The sequence below is a fragment of the Actinomyces respiraculi genome, from assembly GCF_014595995.2.
Taxonomy (GTDB): domain Bacteria; phylum Actinomycetota; class Actinomycetes; order Actinomycetales; family Actinomycetaceae; genus Actinomyces; species Actinomyces respiraculi.
In genome coordinates this window covers 2,434,747-2,449,905 of sequence record NZ_CP063989.1, presented here as the reverse complement: position 1 = coordinate 2,449,905, position 15,159 = coordinate 2,434,747, and the positions used below count along the sequence as shown (strand labels likewise).

The window sequence follows — 15,159 nt, the reverse complement described above, 5'->3', positions numbered from 1 at the left end:
CAGGGGCACCGGGCCGCTCGGCCCAGCCGGCCACCCGACCCACTCGGCCCGCCGGAACTACCGGAGCCGCCGGGGCTACTCGACGACGTCGTCGTCCACCCAGTTCAGGGTGCGCGCCACCGCCTTGCGCCAGTTGCGGAACAGGCGCTCACGCTCGGCCTCGGGCATGTGCGGCTCCCAGCGACGACCCTCGGCCCAGTTGTCGACGACGTCCTGGGTGGAGGACCAGAAGCCGACGGCGATACCCGCCGCGTAGGCGGCCCCCAGCGCCGTCGTCTCCGCCACGCGCGGGCGCACCACCGGCACGCCCACCTGGTCCGCCTGGAACTGCATGAGCAGCTCGTCGCGGGTCATGCCGCCGTCGACCTTGAGCTCGGTCAGGTGCGAGCCCGTGGCTGCGGCGTCGCGGTTCATGGCCTCGAGCACCTCGCGGGCCTGGTAGGCGGTGGCCTCCTCGACGGCGCGCGCGATGTGCCCCTTGTTGACGAAGCGGGTCAGGCCCACGAGCACGCCGCGCGCGTCGGGGCGCCAGTGTGGGGCGAAGAGCCCGGAGAAGGCCGGGACGATGTAGGCGCCGCCGTTGTCCTCGACGCTGCGGGCCAGCTCCTCGACCTCACGCGAGTCCCTGATGATGCCGAGGTTGTCGCGCAACCACTGCACGAGCGATCCCGCCACCGCGATCGAGCCCTCCAGGGCGTACACGGGCGCCTCGCCCTCGATCTGGTAGGCGACGGTGGTGAGCAGGCCGTTGTCGCTGCGCACCGGCCGCGTGCCGGTGTTCATGAGCATGAAGCAGCCCGTGCCGTAGGTGTTCTTCGCCTGCCCCTTCTCGAAGCAGGCCTGCCCGAAGGTCGCCGCCTGCTGGTCACCCAGGATCCCGGCGATCGGCGTGTCCACCAGCAGGCCGTTGCGCCTGCCGTAGCCGTAGACCGTGGCCGACGGGCGGATCTCGGGCAGCATGGACAGTGGGATGCCCATGTCCGCGCAGATCTCCTCGTTCCAGTCGAGGGTGTCGATGTTCATGAGCATCGTGCGCGAGGCGTTGGTGACGTCCGTGGCGTGCACACCGCCGTTGACGCCGCCCGTGAGGTTCCACAGGACCCACGAGTCCATCGTGCCCATGAGCAGGTCCCCGGCCTCGGCCCGCTCGCGCGCACCCTCGACGCTCTCCAGGATCCAGGCGACCTTCGGGCCGGCGAAGTAGGTCGCCAGCCCCAGACCCACCCGCTCCTTGTAACGGTCGTAGTCGTGCGCGCCGTCCGGTGCCTGGGCGGCGCGCGGGGAGGCCGCCGCCAGACGGTCGCAGATGGCCTGCGTGCGCGTGTCCTGCCAGACGATGACGTGGTAGACGGGCTCGCCCGTCATCCGGTCCCACACGACGACGCTCTCACGCTGGTTCGTCAGCCCCACGGCGGCGATCTCGTGGCGGTTGACCTCCGCCTTCGTCAGGACCCCGCCGACGACGGCGCGCACGTTGGCCCAGATCTGCATGGCGTCGTGCTCCACCCAGCCGGCCCGCGGCAGGATCTGGTCGTGCTCGGCCTGGTCGACGGCGATGACGCAGCCGGCGTGGTCGAAGAGGATCGCGCGCGAGGAGGTCGTGCCCTGGTCGATGGCGAGCACGTAGTGGGCGGTGTCGCCGGTGGTCGGTGTGGGGCTGGGGGACGTCATCGTCTGGGCTCCCTGGGTGAGTCTGGCTGGCTGGTCGGTGAGTCGGGTCGGCGGGTCGAGGTGCTGCTTGGAGTGTGTCAAATGGAGACCTGGACCTGGGCGACGGCGGCGGCGTCACTCGCCTGCTTCTCGGCGGCGAGGACCTGCTCGACCCGGGCCGCGTAGGCGGCCTTCTCGGCTGCGACGGCGGCCTCGTCCCAGCCGAGCAGCGGGGCCATGATCTCCAGGATCTCGTCCGCGGCGCCCAGGCCGTGGTCGCGGCGCTCCATGTCCAGGCGTACGCGCCGCAGGAGCACGTCGTCGAGGTGTGCGGCACCCTCATGGGTCACGGCCCAGGCGACCTCCGCCTTGAGGAAGGCGGGCTCGACGGCCAGCGGCTCGCCCAGTCCCGGCTCGGCGTCGATCGTCTCGAGCAGGGCGGGCACCTCGTCGCCGTAGCGGTCGAGCAGGTGGGTCACGCGCGCCAGCGTCCAGCCGCGATCGCGGGCGATGTCACCGGCCCGGCCCACGAGCTGGTGGTAACCGGCGGCACCGACCAGCGGCAGGTCAGCCGTGGCGGAGGGGTGAGCCTTGGCCCCCGCCTCACCCAGGGCGTGGTCGACGGCGTCGGCGGCCATGACCCGGTAGGTGGTGAGCTTGCCGCCGGCGATGGCCGTCAGGCCCGGCACGATGCGGGTAACCGTGTGCTCGCGCGAGACCTTGGTGGAGGAGGTCCCCGCCCCGGGCCGCAGGCGGGGCTGCAGCAGCGGGCGCAGCCCGGCGTACACGCCGATGACGTCCTCGCGGCTGATCGGGCGCTCGAGGACGGCGTTGGCGTGCTCCAGGACGTAGTCGATGTCCGCGGAGGTCGCCACCGGCTTGGCAACGTCCTCGCTCCACGGGGTGTCCGTCGTACCGATGACCCAGTAGCGCGGCCACGGGATGATGAACAGGACGGACTTCTCGGTGCGCAGGAAGATGCCGGTTTCGGCGTCGATGGCCTCCTTGGGCACGACGACGTGGATGCCCTTGGAGGCGAGGACCTTCAGGCCGCCCTCGCTGGTGGCCAGGTCCTGGGTGGCCTCGGTCCACACGCCGGTGGCGTTGATGACCTGGCGGGCGCGGATCTCGCGAGACTGCCCGGTCTCGAGGTCGGTGACGACGGCGCCGGTGACGCTGCCCCCCTGGCGCAGGAAGCCGGTGACCTTGGTGCGGCTGGCGGCGAAGGCGCCCAGGCCGACGGCGGTGCGCACGAGGTCGATGACGAGGCGGGCGTCGTCGACGCGCGCGTCGTAGAACTGGATGGCGCCGGCGAGCTGGGAGGTGTCCAGGGCGGGGGCCAGGGTCTTGGTGCCCTTGCGGCCCAGGTGCTTCTGGATGGGGACGGTCTGGTGGCCGCGGGCGCCGGCCAGGGCCAGGGCGTCGTACATGCCGATGCCGACGGCGGAGTAGGAGCGCTCGACCTGGTGCTTGAGGGGCCAGAGGAAGGGCTGGGCCTTGACCAGGTGGGGGGCGGTGCGGGTCAGTAGGCGGCCGCGCTCGGTGAGGGACTCGTGCACGAGGGCGAAGTTGAGCTGGTAGAGGTAGCGCAGGCCGCCGTGGACGAGCTTGGAGGACCACGAGGAGGTGCCCGAGGCCCAGTCGCCCATCTCGACGATGCCGGTGCGCAGGCCTCGGCTGGCGGCGTCCACCGCGATGCCCGCGCCGGTGACGCCCCCACCCACGACGAGGACATCGAGGCCCTCCGGTGCGCTCATGGCCTCCAGTGCGGCGCTGCGCTGGGCGGTGGTCAGGGCGCTGTCGACGTGGCTGGTGCTGCTCATGGCTACTCCTCGGGTCGGGCGCCGCGGGGTGCGCGGGCGCTTCGTCAGGTGTCCACCTCCAGGATCACGAGGGTGTGCGAGGATGAGCAAGCGTCCTGCACGAACGTGCACAGCCGGAGAGGAGGCGCTGGAACGATGCCCACCGCCCGCAGCAACGCCGTGACCGACCCGAGCCCCGGCCGCAGCGCAACCGCCTCTGCCCGAAGCACGACTCCGGCCGCCCCAGCCGTCTCCCGCACGGCCACCTCCGCCGCGAGCGCGACCTCTGCCCGGAGCAAGGCCCCGGCCACGACGAGCCCCGGCGCCGTCTACACCGCCGCCTCGATGTACTACGCGCAGGGCGAGACCATGGAGGTCATCGCCCATCACCTGGGCGTCTCCCGCTCCACCGTCTCTCGCCTGCTCGCCCGAGCCCGCGACGAGGGCGTCGTGCGCATCGAGCTGCGCGAGCCCGGCGCCGCCGGAAGCCTCGAGCGCCGCTTCCTCGACGAGTACGGGGTGCGCGCCCGCATCGTCCATGTGCGAGAGGGCGCCACCGAGATCCACCGCCTCCAGCAGGTCGCCGCCGTCGCCGCCACGACCCTCACCGAGATGATCGACGCCGAGGCCACCCAGACCGCCGTCGGCTCCAGCGGGTCCACTGCCGTCGGGTCCACTGGTCCGAGCGGGCCCACCGCCGTCGGCTCCAGCGGGTCCACTGCCGTCGGGTCCCACGGGCCGGCCGCCGTTGGCCACGAGGCCGCCCCAACCACGGACGGCGGGTTCGTCGTCGGCGTCGCCTGGGGCACCACCATGGGAGAGCTTAGTGCGGCCCTGCCCACCCGGCGCGTGCCCGGACTCACCCTCGTCCAGCTCAACGGCGCCTCCGACCCCCTGCGCGAGGGGCCCAGCGCAGGCGACGTCCTGTCGCGCATGGGCCAGTCCCTGGGCGCACGGACCATCGCCTTCCCCGTGCCCGCCTTCTTCGACCAGGTCGCCACACGCCGGGCCATGTGGTCCGAACGCTCGGTCAAACGCGTCCTCGCCGTCGCCTCCCGCGCCCGCATCGCCGTCTTCGGCGTCGGCTCGCTCAGCTCGGACCTGCCCAGCCAGGTCTACTCCGGGGGCCACCTCACCCGCGTGGACCTCGCCGTCGTCCACCGCGAGGAGGTCGTCGGGGACGTGTGCACCGTCCTCCTGCGCGCCGACGGCACCTGGCGTGACATCGACCTCAACGCCCGGGCCACCGGCCCCACACCCGCCCAGCTCGCCCGCATCCCGCGCAGACTGTGCGTCGTGGCCGGCACCGGCAAGGCCCGCGCCGCGCTCGCGGCCCTGCGTGCCCGGGTCGCCACCGACCTCGTCGTCGACGACGCCACCGCCCGCGCCGTTCTGGCACTCAGTCACCGGAAGGACAGGACATGACCCCCTCCACCGTCCGCGCCAGCCATGCGGTCAAGGCCCTCGACGGCGGCATCGTTCTGCGTCCCGCCATGCCGCGCGATGCCCGCGCCATCTGCGAGCTCGTGCGCCCCTACGCCGATCGCCGCATCCTCATCTCCAAGGACCTCATCAGCTACTTCGAGGACATCCAGGAGTTCAGCGTTGCCGAGACCGGCCATGGCGGCGAGCACGGTGCGACCCCCGGCGCCCATGAGGTGGTCGGCTGCGGGGCCCTGCACGTCATGTGGGACGACATCGCCGAGGTCCGCACCCTCGCCGTGCGGCCCGACCACCTGCACCGTCGGCTCGGCTCGGCCCTGTTGGCCCGACTTGTGGAGCAGGCTCGCGCGCTGGGCCTGCGACGGGTCTTTTGCCTGACCTTTGAGGTCGACTTCTTCCAGGCGCACGGCTTCAGGCCGATTGCGGGCACGCCCGTGGGCACCGACGTCTTCAGCGAGATGGTCCGCTCCCACGACGACGGCGTCGCCGAGTTCCTTGACCTCGCGCGCGTCAAGCCCAATACCCTGGGCAACACCCGCATGCTGCTTGAGCTGTGAGCGGCGAGGGCAAGGGGGCTAGCGAGGCCGTGGATGGTGCCGACGGCGGGGCTGTGGTTGGGTCCGACGGCGGGGCACGCGGGGCCGCGCGCGGGGAGGGCGGGGGCGCCGTCGAGTCGCGTGACGGTACCGCCGCCGGATCGCGTGACGGTGCCGCCGGCGGTGTCGACGTCGGGGCGCAGCGGGCCCCGTCCACCGGCGTCGCCGGGCCCGAGGCGGCCCGCGAGGTCATCAACTGGTACCGCGAGCACGCCCGAGACCTGCCGTGGAGGCGGCCCGGCACCAGCCCTACGCCGTCCTCGTCTGCGAGGTCATGAGTCAGCAGACCCCCGTCGAGCGCGTCCTGCCCGCCTGGCGCGAGTGGCTGGACCGCTGGCCCGACCCGGCCGCGCTGGCCGCAGCGGACACCGGCGAGGTCCTGCGCGTGTGGGGCCGCCTGGGGTACCCGCGCCGGGCGCTGCGCCTGATCGAGATGGCCCGCACCGTCGTCGAGCAGCACAACGGCGTCCTGCCACAGGATGGCGACGCCCTGCTCGCCCTGCCGGGCATCGGCCCCTACACGGCCGGGGCCGTCCTCGCCTTCGCCCACGGGCGCAGGGCCCTGACCCTCGACACGAACGTGCGCCGGGTCCTCGCCCGCGTCCACGCGGGCACGGCCCTGGCCCCGCCCACCCTCACCCGGGCCGAGACCGACCGCGCCGACGCCCTCCAGCCCGCATCCGACACCGAGGGCTCGATCTGGTCCGCCGCCGTCATGGAGCTGGGCGCCCTCGTGTGCACCGCGCGCGCCCCGCGCTGCGACCAGTGCCCCTGGCGCGATCGCTGCGCCTGGCTCGCCGCCGGCCAGCCGGCCGACGAGCACGCCTCCCGGCGCCGCACCCAGTCCTGGCACGGCACGGACCGCCAGGCCCGCGGCCTTGTCATGGCTCGGCTGCGCGAGGCACCGGCGGGGACTGCGGTGGGACGCGAGGTCCTGCTCCAAGCCGCCGCGCTCGCGGGCTCCCGGGGCGCGGAGCCCGCCGATGGGCCGACGCGCGCGGACCGGGCGGGGCGAGCCGACCGGGACCAGGGTCACCGGGCCGACCATGTGGCTCCGGCAGGCCGGTCAGGCGTGGCGGGCAGGGCCGACCGGGTGGGGCGTCCTGACCAGGTGGATCCGGACCAGCCTCAGCGGGTCTTGGCTGGTTTGCTTGCTGATGGGCTTATCAGCACCGGTGATGGTGGTGGGACCTACTGTCTGCCTTGACCGGCGTCCTCGTGCCTGCGGAGGCTGTCGTTTTGCTCTGGAGCGTGCGGTGGGTCGTCGTTGCGTTCGGCAGCGAGGCGAGGTGTTCGGCGGGGTTGGTGGGGTTAGTGGCCCATGGCTTCCTCGGCGTCGTCGGTCAGGATGGAGGTCAGGCGGATGAGGGTGAAGGGGGTGGAGGTCTCGGTGGTGGTGATGGTGCCGGTCACGGGCCTGGTGGTGCTCTGGCCGTCGATGGTGTAGGTGGCGGCCCAGGTGGTGGTCAGGCTGACGACCACGTCCGTCTCGCGTTTGTGGTAGCGGTGGACCACGCTCTGGTGGGGGTAGGGCCGGCCCGGGTCGGTGGTGGTGGTGCTGGTGCCGTCGCCCCAGCTCCAGGTGTAGGAGATGGGCGTGGCCACCACCGTGACCGTCGTGCCGGCGATGGTGGTGGTCAGGGTCCGGGGTGAGGGGTTGGTGTAGACGATCAGGTCCATGGTCACGATCACCTGGTCCCCGGGTGGCTGGCGCACCAGGCCCGAGCCGCCGACCAGCAGGGTGGACACGTCCGAGGCGGTCAGGCTTACGGGCGCGCCGGCCTCAGCGGCGGCTGGCTGCCCAGCAGGCTCTGGGGCCGGCGGGCACAACCGTCCCAGAGCCTTGGTCAGCACACCGACCTGGACCTCACCGGCGGTAGGCGTGCACGCACTCCACCCGCGACCAGCAGACACCGCGGCCGCATCCTGCGCCAGAGGAACATAACCCCCAGACACCGGCGCAGGCGCACCAGAGCCCGGAGCCGGAACCGTGGTCTGGCTCGTCGAGGTGACAGTCGCCCGGTCCCCTTCGGCGTGAGTTGACCATACGGTGTCGTCGTCTGCGGGTGGTACCGGGGTGGCGAGGATGAGGCTGAGGACGGTCGGGACGGTGAGCCAGGGCAGTGACGTCATCGGATCTCACCCGCTTCGACGATCCAGGTCTTTCCGTCCCAGCGCAGCTGGAGAACGAACGTGATGTCCTCGGCCGCGAGGGTGCTAGTGCCCCCGGAGCCGTCGTGCTCGACGGTCTCGGGATGGGTGGCGTGGAGGGTGATGAGCCAGATGTTGAGGTCGGTGTCGGCGGCCCCGTAGGTGGTGGGGGTGACCTCCTGCTCCCAGGGGTCGGTCCACCCACCGGCGTCGTGTAGCTCAATTGCATAGTCGGTGACACTGGTGCAGAAGATGCAGTGTGGGTCGCTCATGGCCTGCCAGGCGCTCAGGTCTCCCGTGGCGTAGACATAGCGCAAGAGGGACAGGTAGTACTCGGCGGCGGCGATGGCGCCCTCGGGGGTGAACTGGTCGATGGTGGCGGGCCGCTCGGGTGCGGGCGTGGCCAGGGCCGCCTCACGCAGGGCCTGCTCCTCAGCCGACAGCAGGCTTGACAACGACGACGTCGACGTCGGCGTCGGCTCAGGCGTGAGCTCAGGCGTGGGTGTGGTGGTGGGTGGCCGGTAGCTGGAGGCCACCGACGTCTCCCACGGGTAGGGATCGCGCGGCCGGTGGCTGCTCCACCAGCGCGCCGCCCCGGCCCCAGCAGCAGCACACACCACCACGAGCACGACCATGAGCACCAGGAACCGCCGCCACGCACGCCGCGCCTGAGCCACGGCCTCGACGTCGTCGGCCTGCCCACCACGCACGCCACCGACCAGACCGCACGAGTCGGCCACGCCGGCCAGGCCGGGCTCGTCGGCCCTACCGTGCGGGTCGGGCCGCAGGAAACGAAGGCTCATCAGGGATCACCACCAGGGGGGAGCGTCAAAAGAAAGAGAAAGAGGGACACCCGGGGGACACAAGGGAGGCACCATCGCCCCTGCCCCCGGGCCAGGAACACCCCGAGCCTAACCACGCCACCACCACAACCACCACCACAAACCCACCACCTGTGGACAACCTGCTACGTCGCGGCGGGTCGGGACCGATTGTGTCCCTGGCCAGCCACCTGTGGATCCCCCAGACCAAGTACCCCTCAGGCGACCCCACCCAACCCTTCGCCGTCGGTCGGGGCGGGGACTCGGCGGGGCGCTGAGGCAGCGTTGTCGCCCGTCGGTAGGCTCAGCCCATGGCTCCCGGACGCAGCTCGCAGGACGACGCACGCCGTCGGACGCAGAAGCCCGCCCACAATCGGGCGCCCGGGTCCGCACACGGATCCAGAACTTCCCGCGGCACGGGCGGTGCGACGTCGGCAGGACGGTCCGCTGGAGCAACCGGCGCGGGGCGCTCGGGCTCTTCGGCCGGTACCCCTGGCCGCCCCACCGGCACCGGTCGTCCCTCCGGCGCTGGCCGCCCCACCGGAACCGGCCGCGCGCATGCCCAGCGCGTGCCACGCACCGCCCGGCCCAGCGCCTCCGCCCGCCGCACGGGCGAGGCACAGCGGGACCCCCGAACCAGTCGCCAGACCGCAGGGCCCGCCGAGCGCCGACGCACGGGAAGCCCCGGCCACCCCGCCGCCGCAAGTCCCGCCCACCGGAGCCGGGCTCGCACCGGGGACCGCCCCTCCCAGGGACGCCACCCCGTCGCACGTTCCCAGACACGCCCCGCCGCACGACGCGGTCGCACCCCCCGGCAGAAGCCGCGCCAACCCCGCTACTGGCTGCGCTGGCTTCTCGTCATCGGCGTCGTCATCGCGATCCTGGCGGCGGGCTCCTACGCGATCCTCGCCGCCGCGACCTGGACGCGGGACACGATCCGCGAGCAGGACGAGCAACAGGCAGCCGAGGCGGTCGTCACCGTCTACCCCGACCCCGTCGCCTGCTCCGCGGAGCAGCTCGAGGTTGTCACCAGCGCCCCCACGATGGTTGCGACCGGTGCGGGCCTGAGCGTCAACGCCACGCTGACCAACAAGGGTTCAGAGGCCTGCCTGCTTGATGTCGGCGGAGCGAGCCTCGGTCTCGTCATCACCTCGGGCGGCGTCGGGCAGTGGAACTCGCTCTCCTGCCCGGCCGAGCCCACGCAGCGCCTGCTCCTCGTGAACGCGGGGGAAAGCGCGACGGCGACTCTGACCTGGGACGGGCGTGTGAGCACCGGGCAGTGCGCGCCAACTGGTGGAGCCTCCGAGGCGCCCGCGCCGACTCAGGCCCCCGAGTCGACCGCACCTACTGAGGCTGCTGAAGGTGAGGCAGGTGCCGACGGCGAGGCAGGCGCCGAGGGTGAGACAGGCGGGCCGACTACTCCCGCTGCCGATCCCTCGGTCGCCACGGAGGGCACCTACGTCCTCCACCTCGAGTTGGGTGGCGTTGCGGTCACCGGGGAGCACGTCTTCATCATCGGCTGAGGTCGGACCCGTTGGCGACTGCGGCGTCATGGGCTGCGTCTCCACTGGCGACGGCGGCCCCACTGGTTGCGGGCCGGGCGGGCCTGAGGAGCGGGTCAGCCGAAACGGTCGATGAGGGAGGCCTCAGCAAGACGGGACAGGCCGTCGCGCACCGTGCGGGCCCTGCGCGCCCCGACGCCGTCGACCGCCTGCAGCTCCTCGACCGTGGCCCCGAGGATCCCCTGCAGGGATCCCCAGTGCTCGGCGATCTCCCGCGCCGTCACCAGCGGCAGTCGGGGGATCTTCGACATCAGCCGCAGGCCCCGGGGCGACAGGGAGGCATCGAGGTCCTGGCCGTCGGGGCCACCCAGCCCCATGGAGCGGGCGACCATCGCCAGGTCGAGCAGGGCGGGGGCCCCGACCCACTTGAGACGGGCGTCGACGGTGGCGGTGTCGAGATCCGCGGGCAGGTAGTCAGACAGGAGGAACTCGCGCTCGGCCATGAGTCCGCGCGTCAGCTCCTCGTGCTGCAGGGCCAGGAGCCGGCCGTCGGTGCCGAGCTCGATGACGTAGTCGTCGATGTCGGAGGCGATACGACGCACCATCTCCAGCAGTTGCAGGACGGTGGCGACGTCGCGGACGGTGACCATGTCCTCGATCTCCAAGGTGTCCAGCCCCGAGGAGGTACGGGCCAACCGCGTCGTGTAGCGCTCCAGGATGGCCAGGGCCTGGTTGGTGCGCGCGAGGATCGCCTCGCTCGGCTCGATGACGTGCCGGATGCCATCGACGTACAGGGAGATGATCTGCATCGACTGGGACACGGACAACACTGGATAACCGGTCTGACGCGCGACCCGCTCGGCCGTGCGGTGGCGCATGCCGGCCTCGCTCGTCTCGATGGAGGAGTTGGGCATGAGCTGGACGTTGGCCAGGCGGATGCGGTTCGCGTCCCGGTCGATGACGACGGCACCGTCCATCTTGGACAGCTCGCGCAGGCGCGCGGCGGAGAGCTCGACGTCGAGGGTGAAGCCGCCCGAGGAGATGGCCTCGACGGTCTCGTCGAAGCCGAGCACGATGATCGCGCCGGTGCGGCCGCGCAGAATGCGCTCGAGTCCGTCGCGCAGGACGGTGCCGGGGGCGATGAGGGCGAGCGTGTCGCGCAGGGATCTCGCGTGGGCGTTGGTCATGAGGGGTCTCCTGGGTGGCGGCGCCCGATGGCCGGGCCTGCGTCCGTGGGCATCGTATCCGGGGGCCTCGGGCGGTACGCATCGGCCTGAAGTAGGAGGTTGGGGTGCGAAGTTAGCGTTGAGGGCTGAGCTTCCGCGCTGAGACCTGAGCCGAGCATCAGGGCTCAGCATGGCGGGTCGGGGCTGACGGGGCTCAGTGGGCTTACGTGAGGCCTGAGCGTTTGGTCCCACCTGAGGCGATGGCGCTCGGGAGTGACTCGCGTAGCGTGGTGGCGACTCCTATGGCGACCTGTGTGGTGGGGGTTGCACGCTCACGCTTTTCGGCCTCGGGCGGAATCCGCGGAATTCTGCGGTTTTCTGGTTTGGTGTTCTCGGGTGCCTCGGCTCCCATGTGCATGGGCAGGGCCCATGCACATGGGAGCCGCGGAAGCCATTTTCGGCAAAACGGCCCAATTGGCGGAATACCAATGAAAAGTTCGAATCGGCCAAGTCACATCAGTCACATGAGCGTGCAAGCCTGTCCTGGTGGGGCTCGCCGTCGACCGTGCTGGTGCCGTGTTCGAGGGGTACGTGTCGAGTTCGAGGGTTACGGGCTTGAACTCGCCCCCGATCCCTCGAGCTTGAGGGGTGCAGCCCGGACGACGGTGTGAGCCCGGCCCGCGCCGTAGCCGCCTCCTCGAACTCGCGGGGCACTGTGACCCGGCGGAGGGCACGGTGCCGCTGCTCCACCCGCCTCCTCGAACTCGCGGGGCACTGAGGTCCCGCGGTGGCCGGATACCCCGCCGGTGGCCCCTATCAGGGGTGTCGTGTCCACCGCGCGGACATGAGACCGACGACCACGCGCACCCAGCCGAGGAATCCGCATGATTCCGCGGACGCCCCCAACACCGTCGGCACGACAGCCCGCCCATGTCCGCCCGGTGGACACCCTCACCCCCAGGCACCCCGCCGAACTCTTCGGTTCGCTCTCGAAAGTACGGTCTTTTGCCGTACGTTCGAGAGCAAACCGAAGAGTTGGAGGCTGGCAGCAGGGCTCAGCGGGGGAGGTGGGTGTGAGTGCGCAAAGCGGCGGCCGGGCGGGGGCTCAGCGGGGTGTGAGTGCGCAAAGCGGCGGCTGGGCAGGAGGAGTCAGCCGCGGGGGAGGGCCGCGCCGATGGCCTCGCCGAGGTGGCTCACCGGCAGGACCTGCATCCCGGGCACCGGCCTGAGCTCGGCCGAGCCGGCCAGCGGCACGATCGCCCGGTCGAAGCCCAGGCGGGCCGCCTCCGCCAGACGCCGCTGAATCCCCACCGTCGCCCGCACCTCCCCGGTCAGGCCCACCTCCCCAAACGCCACGAGCCCCGCGGGCGTGGGCAGGTTCCGGGCGGCGGAGACAACGGCGATCGCCACCGGCAGGTCCGTGGCGGGTTCCCCCGTCCTGGCCCCGCCCACCGTGGACAGGTAGACGTCCGCACTGGAGGTGTCCACACGCATGCGCGCCTGCAGGACCGCCAGCGCCATCGCCACACGCGAGTGGTCCAGGCCCGAGGTGGTGCGCCGCGGGGAGCCCGCGTGCGTGGCGGCGACGAGAGCCTGGACCTCCACCGGCATGGGACGGCGCCCCTCAAGGGTGACGGTCGCGCACGTGCCTGGGACCTCGGAGCGGGCGGAGGACAGGAACAGGCCACTCGGGTCCTCCAGGCCGACGATGCCCCGGTCCCCGAGGTCGAAGCAGCCGACCTCGTCCGTGGGCCCATAGCGGTTCTTCGCGGCGCGCAGCAGACGCAGGCGCGCATGCCGGGCCCCCTCGAACTGGCAGACGACGTCGACCAGGTGCTCGAGGACGCGCGGCCCCGCGATCCCGCCGTCCTTCGTCACGTGCCCGACCAGGAGCACGGGGATGCCCCGCTCCTTGGCGACGGCGATGAGCGTACCGGCCACAGCCCGCACCTGGGTGACGCCGCCGGCGGAGCCCTCCACCTGGGCCGAGGCGATGGTCTGGACCGAGTCGACAACGAGCAGGGAGGGCCCGGTGTCCTCGATGTGGCCGAGGAGCGCGCCCAGCTCGGTCTCGCTGGCGAGCAGGAGAGCCGGGTCGATGGCCTCGATGCGCTCGGCGCGCAGCCGCACCTGGCTGGCGGACTCCTCGCCGGTGACATACAGGACAGGCCCCTCGCCGCGCTCGCGGGAGACGGCCGCGGCCTTGGCGGCGACGTCGAGCAGCAGGGTGGACTTGCCGACGCCGGGCTCCCCGGCCAGCAGAACGACGGCGCCGGGCACGATCCCTCCGCCGAGCACGCGGTCGAGCTCACCAACCCCGGTGGGTCGGGCGCGGGCCGCCTCAGCCGAGACCTCACCGATGGGTTGCGCGGGCACATCCGGGCGCACGGCTGCGGCTCGCGCCAGGGCAGCACCGCCCATGGCGGGAGCACCGACGGCGGGAGCACCGACGGCGGGAGCCTCGACGAACTCCGTGAGCGTGCCCCACGCCTTGCACTCGCGGCACTGCCCGAGCCACTTGGGGCTCTCCCAGCCGCACTCAGTGCAGATGTAGGACGTGCGCGCCTTCTTCGAGGTGCTGGAGCGGGCAGGTGAGGGGCTCATGGTGGCAAGCCTAGGAGGAGGCTCTGATACGAACACCGTCCCGAGCGGCGACGTGGGGCCCGCTCGGGACGGTGATCTGAGTGCTCTTAGTTGCCGTAGGACGTGGGAGCCTGGCCCGGCTGGCCGTAGGGGGCCGCCGTCCCGGGCTGCCCGGGCTGCGGCTGGGGGGAGCCCGGCTGGGAGTAGCCGACCGTCGCCGGAGCGGTGCCGACGGCGGAGGCCACCGGCTGACGGGTCACCGGGTCGTAGCCGAGGGCGGCGGTCAGGGCCGCCCGGTCGCGCTTGCGCACGAGCTGCGGGGCCGCCTTCAGGATCCCGGCGTCGATCACGCGAGCCAGCAACAGCAGGAGCAGCAGAGGGAGGAGAAGGATGGCGATCGGGATGCGGGAGATGTGCTTGCCGATCTCTATGTAGAGCCACCAAGCGGCAGGAAGCCCGAGGAGCAGACACACGGCCGTGAGGATCCAGTAGTACTTCGAGCGCGGTTCGGTCGGCTTGTTCGGGGAGGCGGCCACGGAATGCTCCTAGGGTCGTGCGTGAAGGTGCGGGCACAGCATCTGTCCTCGCACGCACGATGGGCAAGAGGAGCGTACGGGGAGCACTCCCCGTACGCTCCACGCGCGCGGCCCGGCGGCCAGTCAGTGCTGGCCAGTAGTCATCAGTGCTGGCCGTAGACGTTCTGGTAGCGGTCGTTGAGACGGTCCACGAGGTCCTGGGGGATGAGGTGAATCTCACCGCCCTGCCGGGCAATGTGCACGGTGCGCGCGACCTCCTCGCACATGACCGCAGCCTTGACCGCGGCGCGCGCGTCCTTACCGACGGTGAAGGGGCCGTGGTTGGCCATGAGGACCGCCGGGGACGTCGAGCCACGCAGCGTCTCGACAATGCCGCGCCCGATCGAGTCGTCGCCGATGAGGGCGAAGGGGCCCACGGGGATCTCGCCGCCGAACTCGTCGCCCATCATCGTCAGGGCGCAGGGGATGGGCTCTCGGCGGGCGGCCCAGGCGGTGGCGTAGGTCGAGTGCGTGTGCACGACGCCGCCCACGCCCTCCATGTTGCGGTAGACGTAGGCGTGCGCCGCCGTGTCCGAGGACGGGGCGAGGGAGTCGGGGGTGCCGTCGACGATCTTCTCGCCGTCGAGGGTGCACACCACCATGTTGTCGGTGCCGAGCTCGTCGTAGGAGACGCCGGAGGGCTTGATGACGAACAGGGCTGTCGGGACGCCGTCGAGCACGACCCGCTCGGAGACGTTTCCGGCGGTCCACACGACCAGGCCCCAGCGGGGCAGCTCGGCGTGCAGGTCGGCGACCTTCTGGCGGGTGGCGGCGACGGCGGCCTGGAGGTCGGCGTCGAGCTCGGCGAGGACGATCTTCTCGGACATGGGTTCTTCCTGGACGGTGCTCGGGTGGGTGGTGCTGGACCGT

General features: G+C 71.9%; 13 protein-coding genes. 5 read left to right on the top strand and 8 right to left on the bottom strand.

The window, feature by feature from the left end:
- Positions 1–75: 75 nt before the first annotated feature.
- Together glpK and ID810_RS10210 are read right to left on the bottom strand one after the other, a co-directional pair.
- On the bottom strand, positions 76–1,671 hold the full coding sequence (glpK, locus tag ID810_RS10215) for a glycerol kinase GlpK (protein WP_166858524.1): 1,596 nt from the start codon (positions 1,669–1,671) through the stop codon (positions 76–78).
- Positions 1,672–1,748: 77 nt separating this feature from the next.
- Positions 1,749–3,473 (bottom strand): glycerol-3-phosphate dehydrogenase/oxidase, encoded by a 1,725-nt coding sequence (locus ID810_RS10210; protein ID WP_166858526.1) that lies wholly within the window; start codon positions 3,471–3,473, stop codon positions 1,749–1,751.
- 324 nt (positions 3,474–3,797) lie between these two features.
- Here ID810_RS10210 and ID810_RS10205 point away from each other — a divergent pair, with 324 nt between their 5' ends.
- The 4 genes from ID810_RS10205 to ID810_RS10190 are packed head-to-tail and all read left to right on the top strand — an operon-like array spanning position 3,798 to position 6,698.
- Positions 3,798–4,877, top strand: a complete 1,080-nt coding sequence (locus ID810_RS10205) for a sugar-binding transcriptional regulator (protein ID WP_166858544.1) — start codon at positions 3,798–3,800, stop codon at positions 4,875–4,877.
- On the top strand, positions 4,874–5,452 hold the full coding sequence (locus tag ID810_RS10200) for an amino-acid N-acetyltransferase (protein ID WP_166858527.1): 579 nt from the start codon (positions 4,874–4,876) through the stop codon (positions 5,450–5,452). Before ID810_RS10205 ends, ID810_RS10200 begins: the two co-directional genes overlap by 4 nt.
- Positions 5,449–5,769, top strand: a complete 321-nt coding sequence (locus ID810_RS12525; protein ID WP_188232637.1) for a hypothetical protein — start codon at positions 5,449–5,451, stop codon at positions 5,767–5,769. Before ID810_RS10200 ends, ID810_RS12525 begins: the two co-directional genes overlap by 4 nt.
- A complete protein-coding gene (locus tag ID810_RS10190) occupies positions 5,766–6,698 on the top strand; it encodes an HhH-GPD family protein (RefSeq protein WP_243856718.1) in 933 nt (310 codons plus the stop codon). The genes ID810_RS12525 and ID810_RS10190 overlap by 4 nt, the downstream gene beginning before the upstream one ends.
- A gap of 104 nt (positions 6,699–6,802) precedes the next feature.
- On the opposite strand, the gene ID810_RS10185 is transcribed toward ID810_RS10190, so the two are convergent.
- Both ID810_RS10185 and ID810_RS10180 read right to left on the bottom strand, forming a co-directional pair.
- Complete coding sequence (locus ID810_RS10185) at positions 6,803–7,240, bottom strand: zinc transporter (RefSeq protein ID WP_166858529.1); 438 nt, start codon at positions 7,238–7,240, stop codon at positions 6,803–6,805.
- Positions 7,241–7,620: 380 nt separating this feature from the next.
- Positions 7,621–8,445, bottom strand: coding sequence for a DUF6318 family protein (locus ID810_RS10180; protein WP_195858786.1), 825 nt, complete (start codon positions 8,443–8,445; stop codon positions 7,621–7,623).
- A gap of 587 nt (positions 8,446–9,032) precedes the next feature.
- Between ID810_RS10180 and ID810_RS10175 the strand changes: the two genes are divergently transcribed.
- Positions 9,033–9,986, top strand: a complete 954-nt coding sequence (locus tag ID810_RS10175) for a hypothetical protein (protein ID WP_166858039.1) — start codon at positions 9,033–9,035, stop codon at positions 9,984–9,986.
- Between the two features lie 95 nt (positions 9,987–10,081).
- Here ID810_RS10175 and disA read toward each other — a convergent pair whose 3' ends face one another.
- The 4 genes from disA to ID810_RS10155 all read right to left on the bottom strand — a co-directional run bounded on the left by disA (position 10,082) and on the right by ID810_RS10155 (position 15,116).
- The gene (gene disA, locus ID810_RS10170; protein WP_166858037.1) at positions 10,082–11,152 is read right to left on the bottom strand and encodes a DNA integrity scanning diadenylate cyclase DisA; all 1,071 of its coding nucleotides are present in this window, start codon (positions 11,150–11,152) and stop codon (positions 10,082–10,084) included.
- Positions 11,153–12,280: 1,128 nt separating this feature from the next.
- A complete protein-coding gene (gene radA / locus ID810_RS10165; protein ID WP_167202919.1) occupies positions 12,281–13,735 on the bottom strand; it encodes a DNA repair protein RadA in 1,455 nt (484 codons plus the stop codon).
- Positions 13,736–13,821: 86 nt separating this feature from the next.
- Complete coding sequence (locus ID810_RS10160; RefSeq protein WP_166858032.1) at positions 13,822–14,250, bottom strand: hypothetical protein; 429 nt, start codon at positions 14,248–14,250, stop codon at positions 13,822–13,824.
- Between the two features lie 143 nt (positions 14,251–14,393).
- Complete coding sequence (locus ID810_RS10155; protein ID WP_166858030.1) at positions 14,394–15,116, bottom strand: L-ribulose-5-phosphate 4-epimerase; 723 nt, start codon at positions 15,114–15,116, stop codon at positions 14,394–14,396.
- Positions 15,117–15,159: the final 43 nt, after the last annotated feature.

Bases quoted from the DNA above. Each gene is read 5' to 3' on its own strand.
- ID810_RS10180 (WP_195858786.1), bottom strand. From the start codon at position 8,445: ATGAGCCTTCGTTTCCTGCGGCCCGACCCGCACGGTAGGGCCGACGAG.
- ID810_RS10210 (WP_166858526.1), bottom strand. From the start codon at position 3,473: ATGAGCAGCACCAGCCACGTCGACAGCGCCCTGACCACCGCCCAGCGC.
- ID810_RS10205 (WP_166858544.1), top strand. From the start codon at position 3,798: ATGTACTACGCGCAGGGCGAGACCATGGAGGTCATCGCCCATCACCTG.
- glpK (WP_166858524.1), bottom strand. From the start codon at position 1,671: ATGACGTCCCCCAGCCCCACACCGACCACCGGCGACACCGCCCACTAC.
- disA (WP_166858037.1), bottom strand. From the start codon at position 11,152: ATGACCAACGCCCACGCGAGATCCCTGCGCGACACGCTCGCCCTCATC.
- radA (WP_167202919.1), bottom strand. From the start codon at position 13,735: ATGAGCCCCTCACCTGCCCGCTCCAGCACCTCGAAGAAGGCGCGCACG.
- ID810_RS10200 (WP_166858527.1), top strand. From the start codon at position 4,874: ATGACCCCCTCCACCGTCCGCGCCAGCCATGCGGTCAAGGCCCTCGAC.
- ID810_RS10190 (WP_243856718.1), top strand. From the start codon at position 5,766: ATGAGTCAGCAGACCCCCGTCGAGCGCGTCCTGCCCGCCTGGCGCGAG.
- ID810_RS10155 (WP_166858030.1), bottom strand. From the start codon at position 15,116: ATGTCCGAGAAGATCGTCCTCGCCGAGCTCGACGCCGACCTCCAGGCC.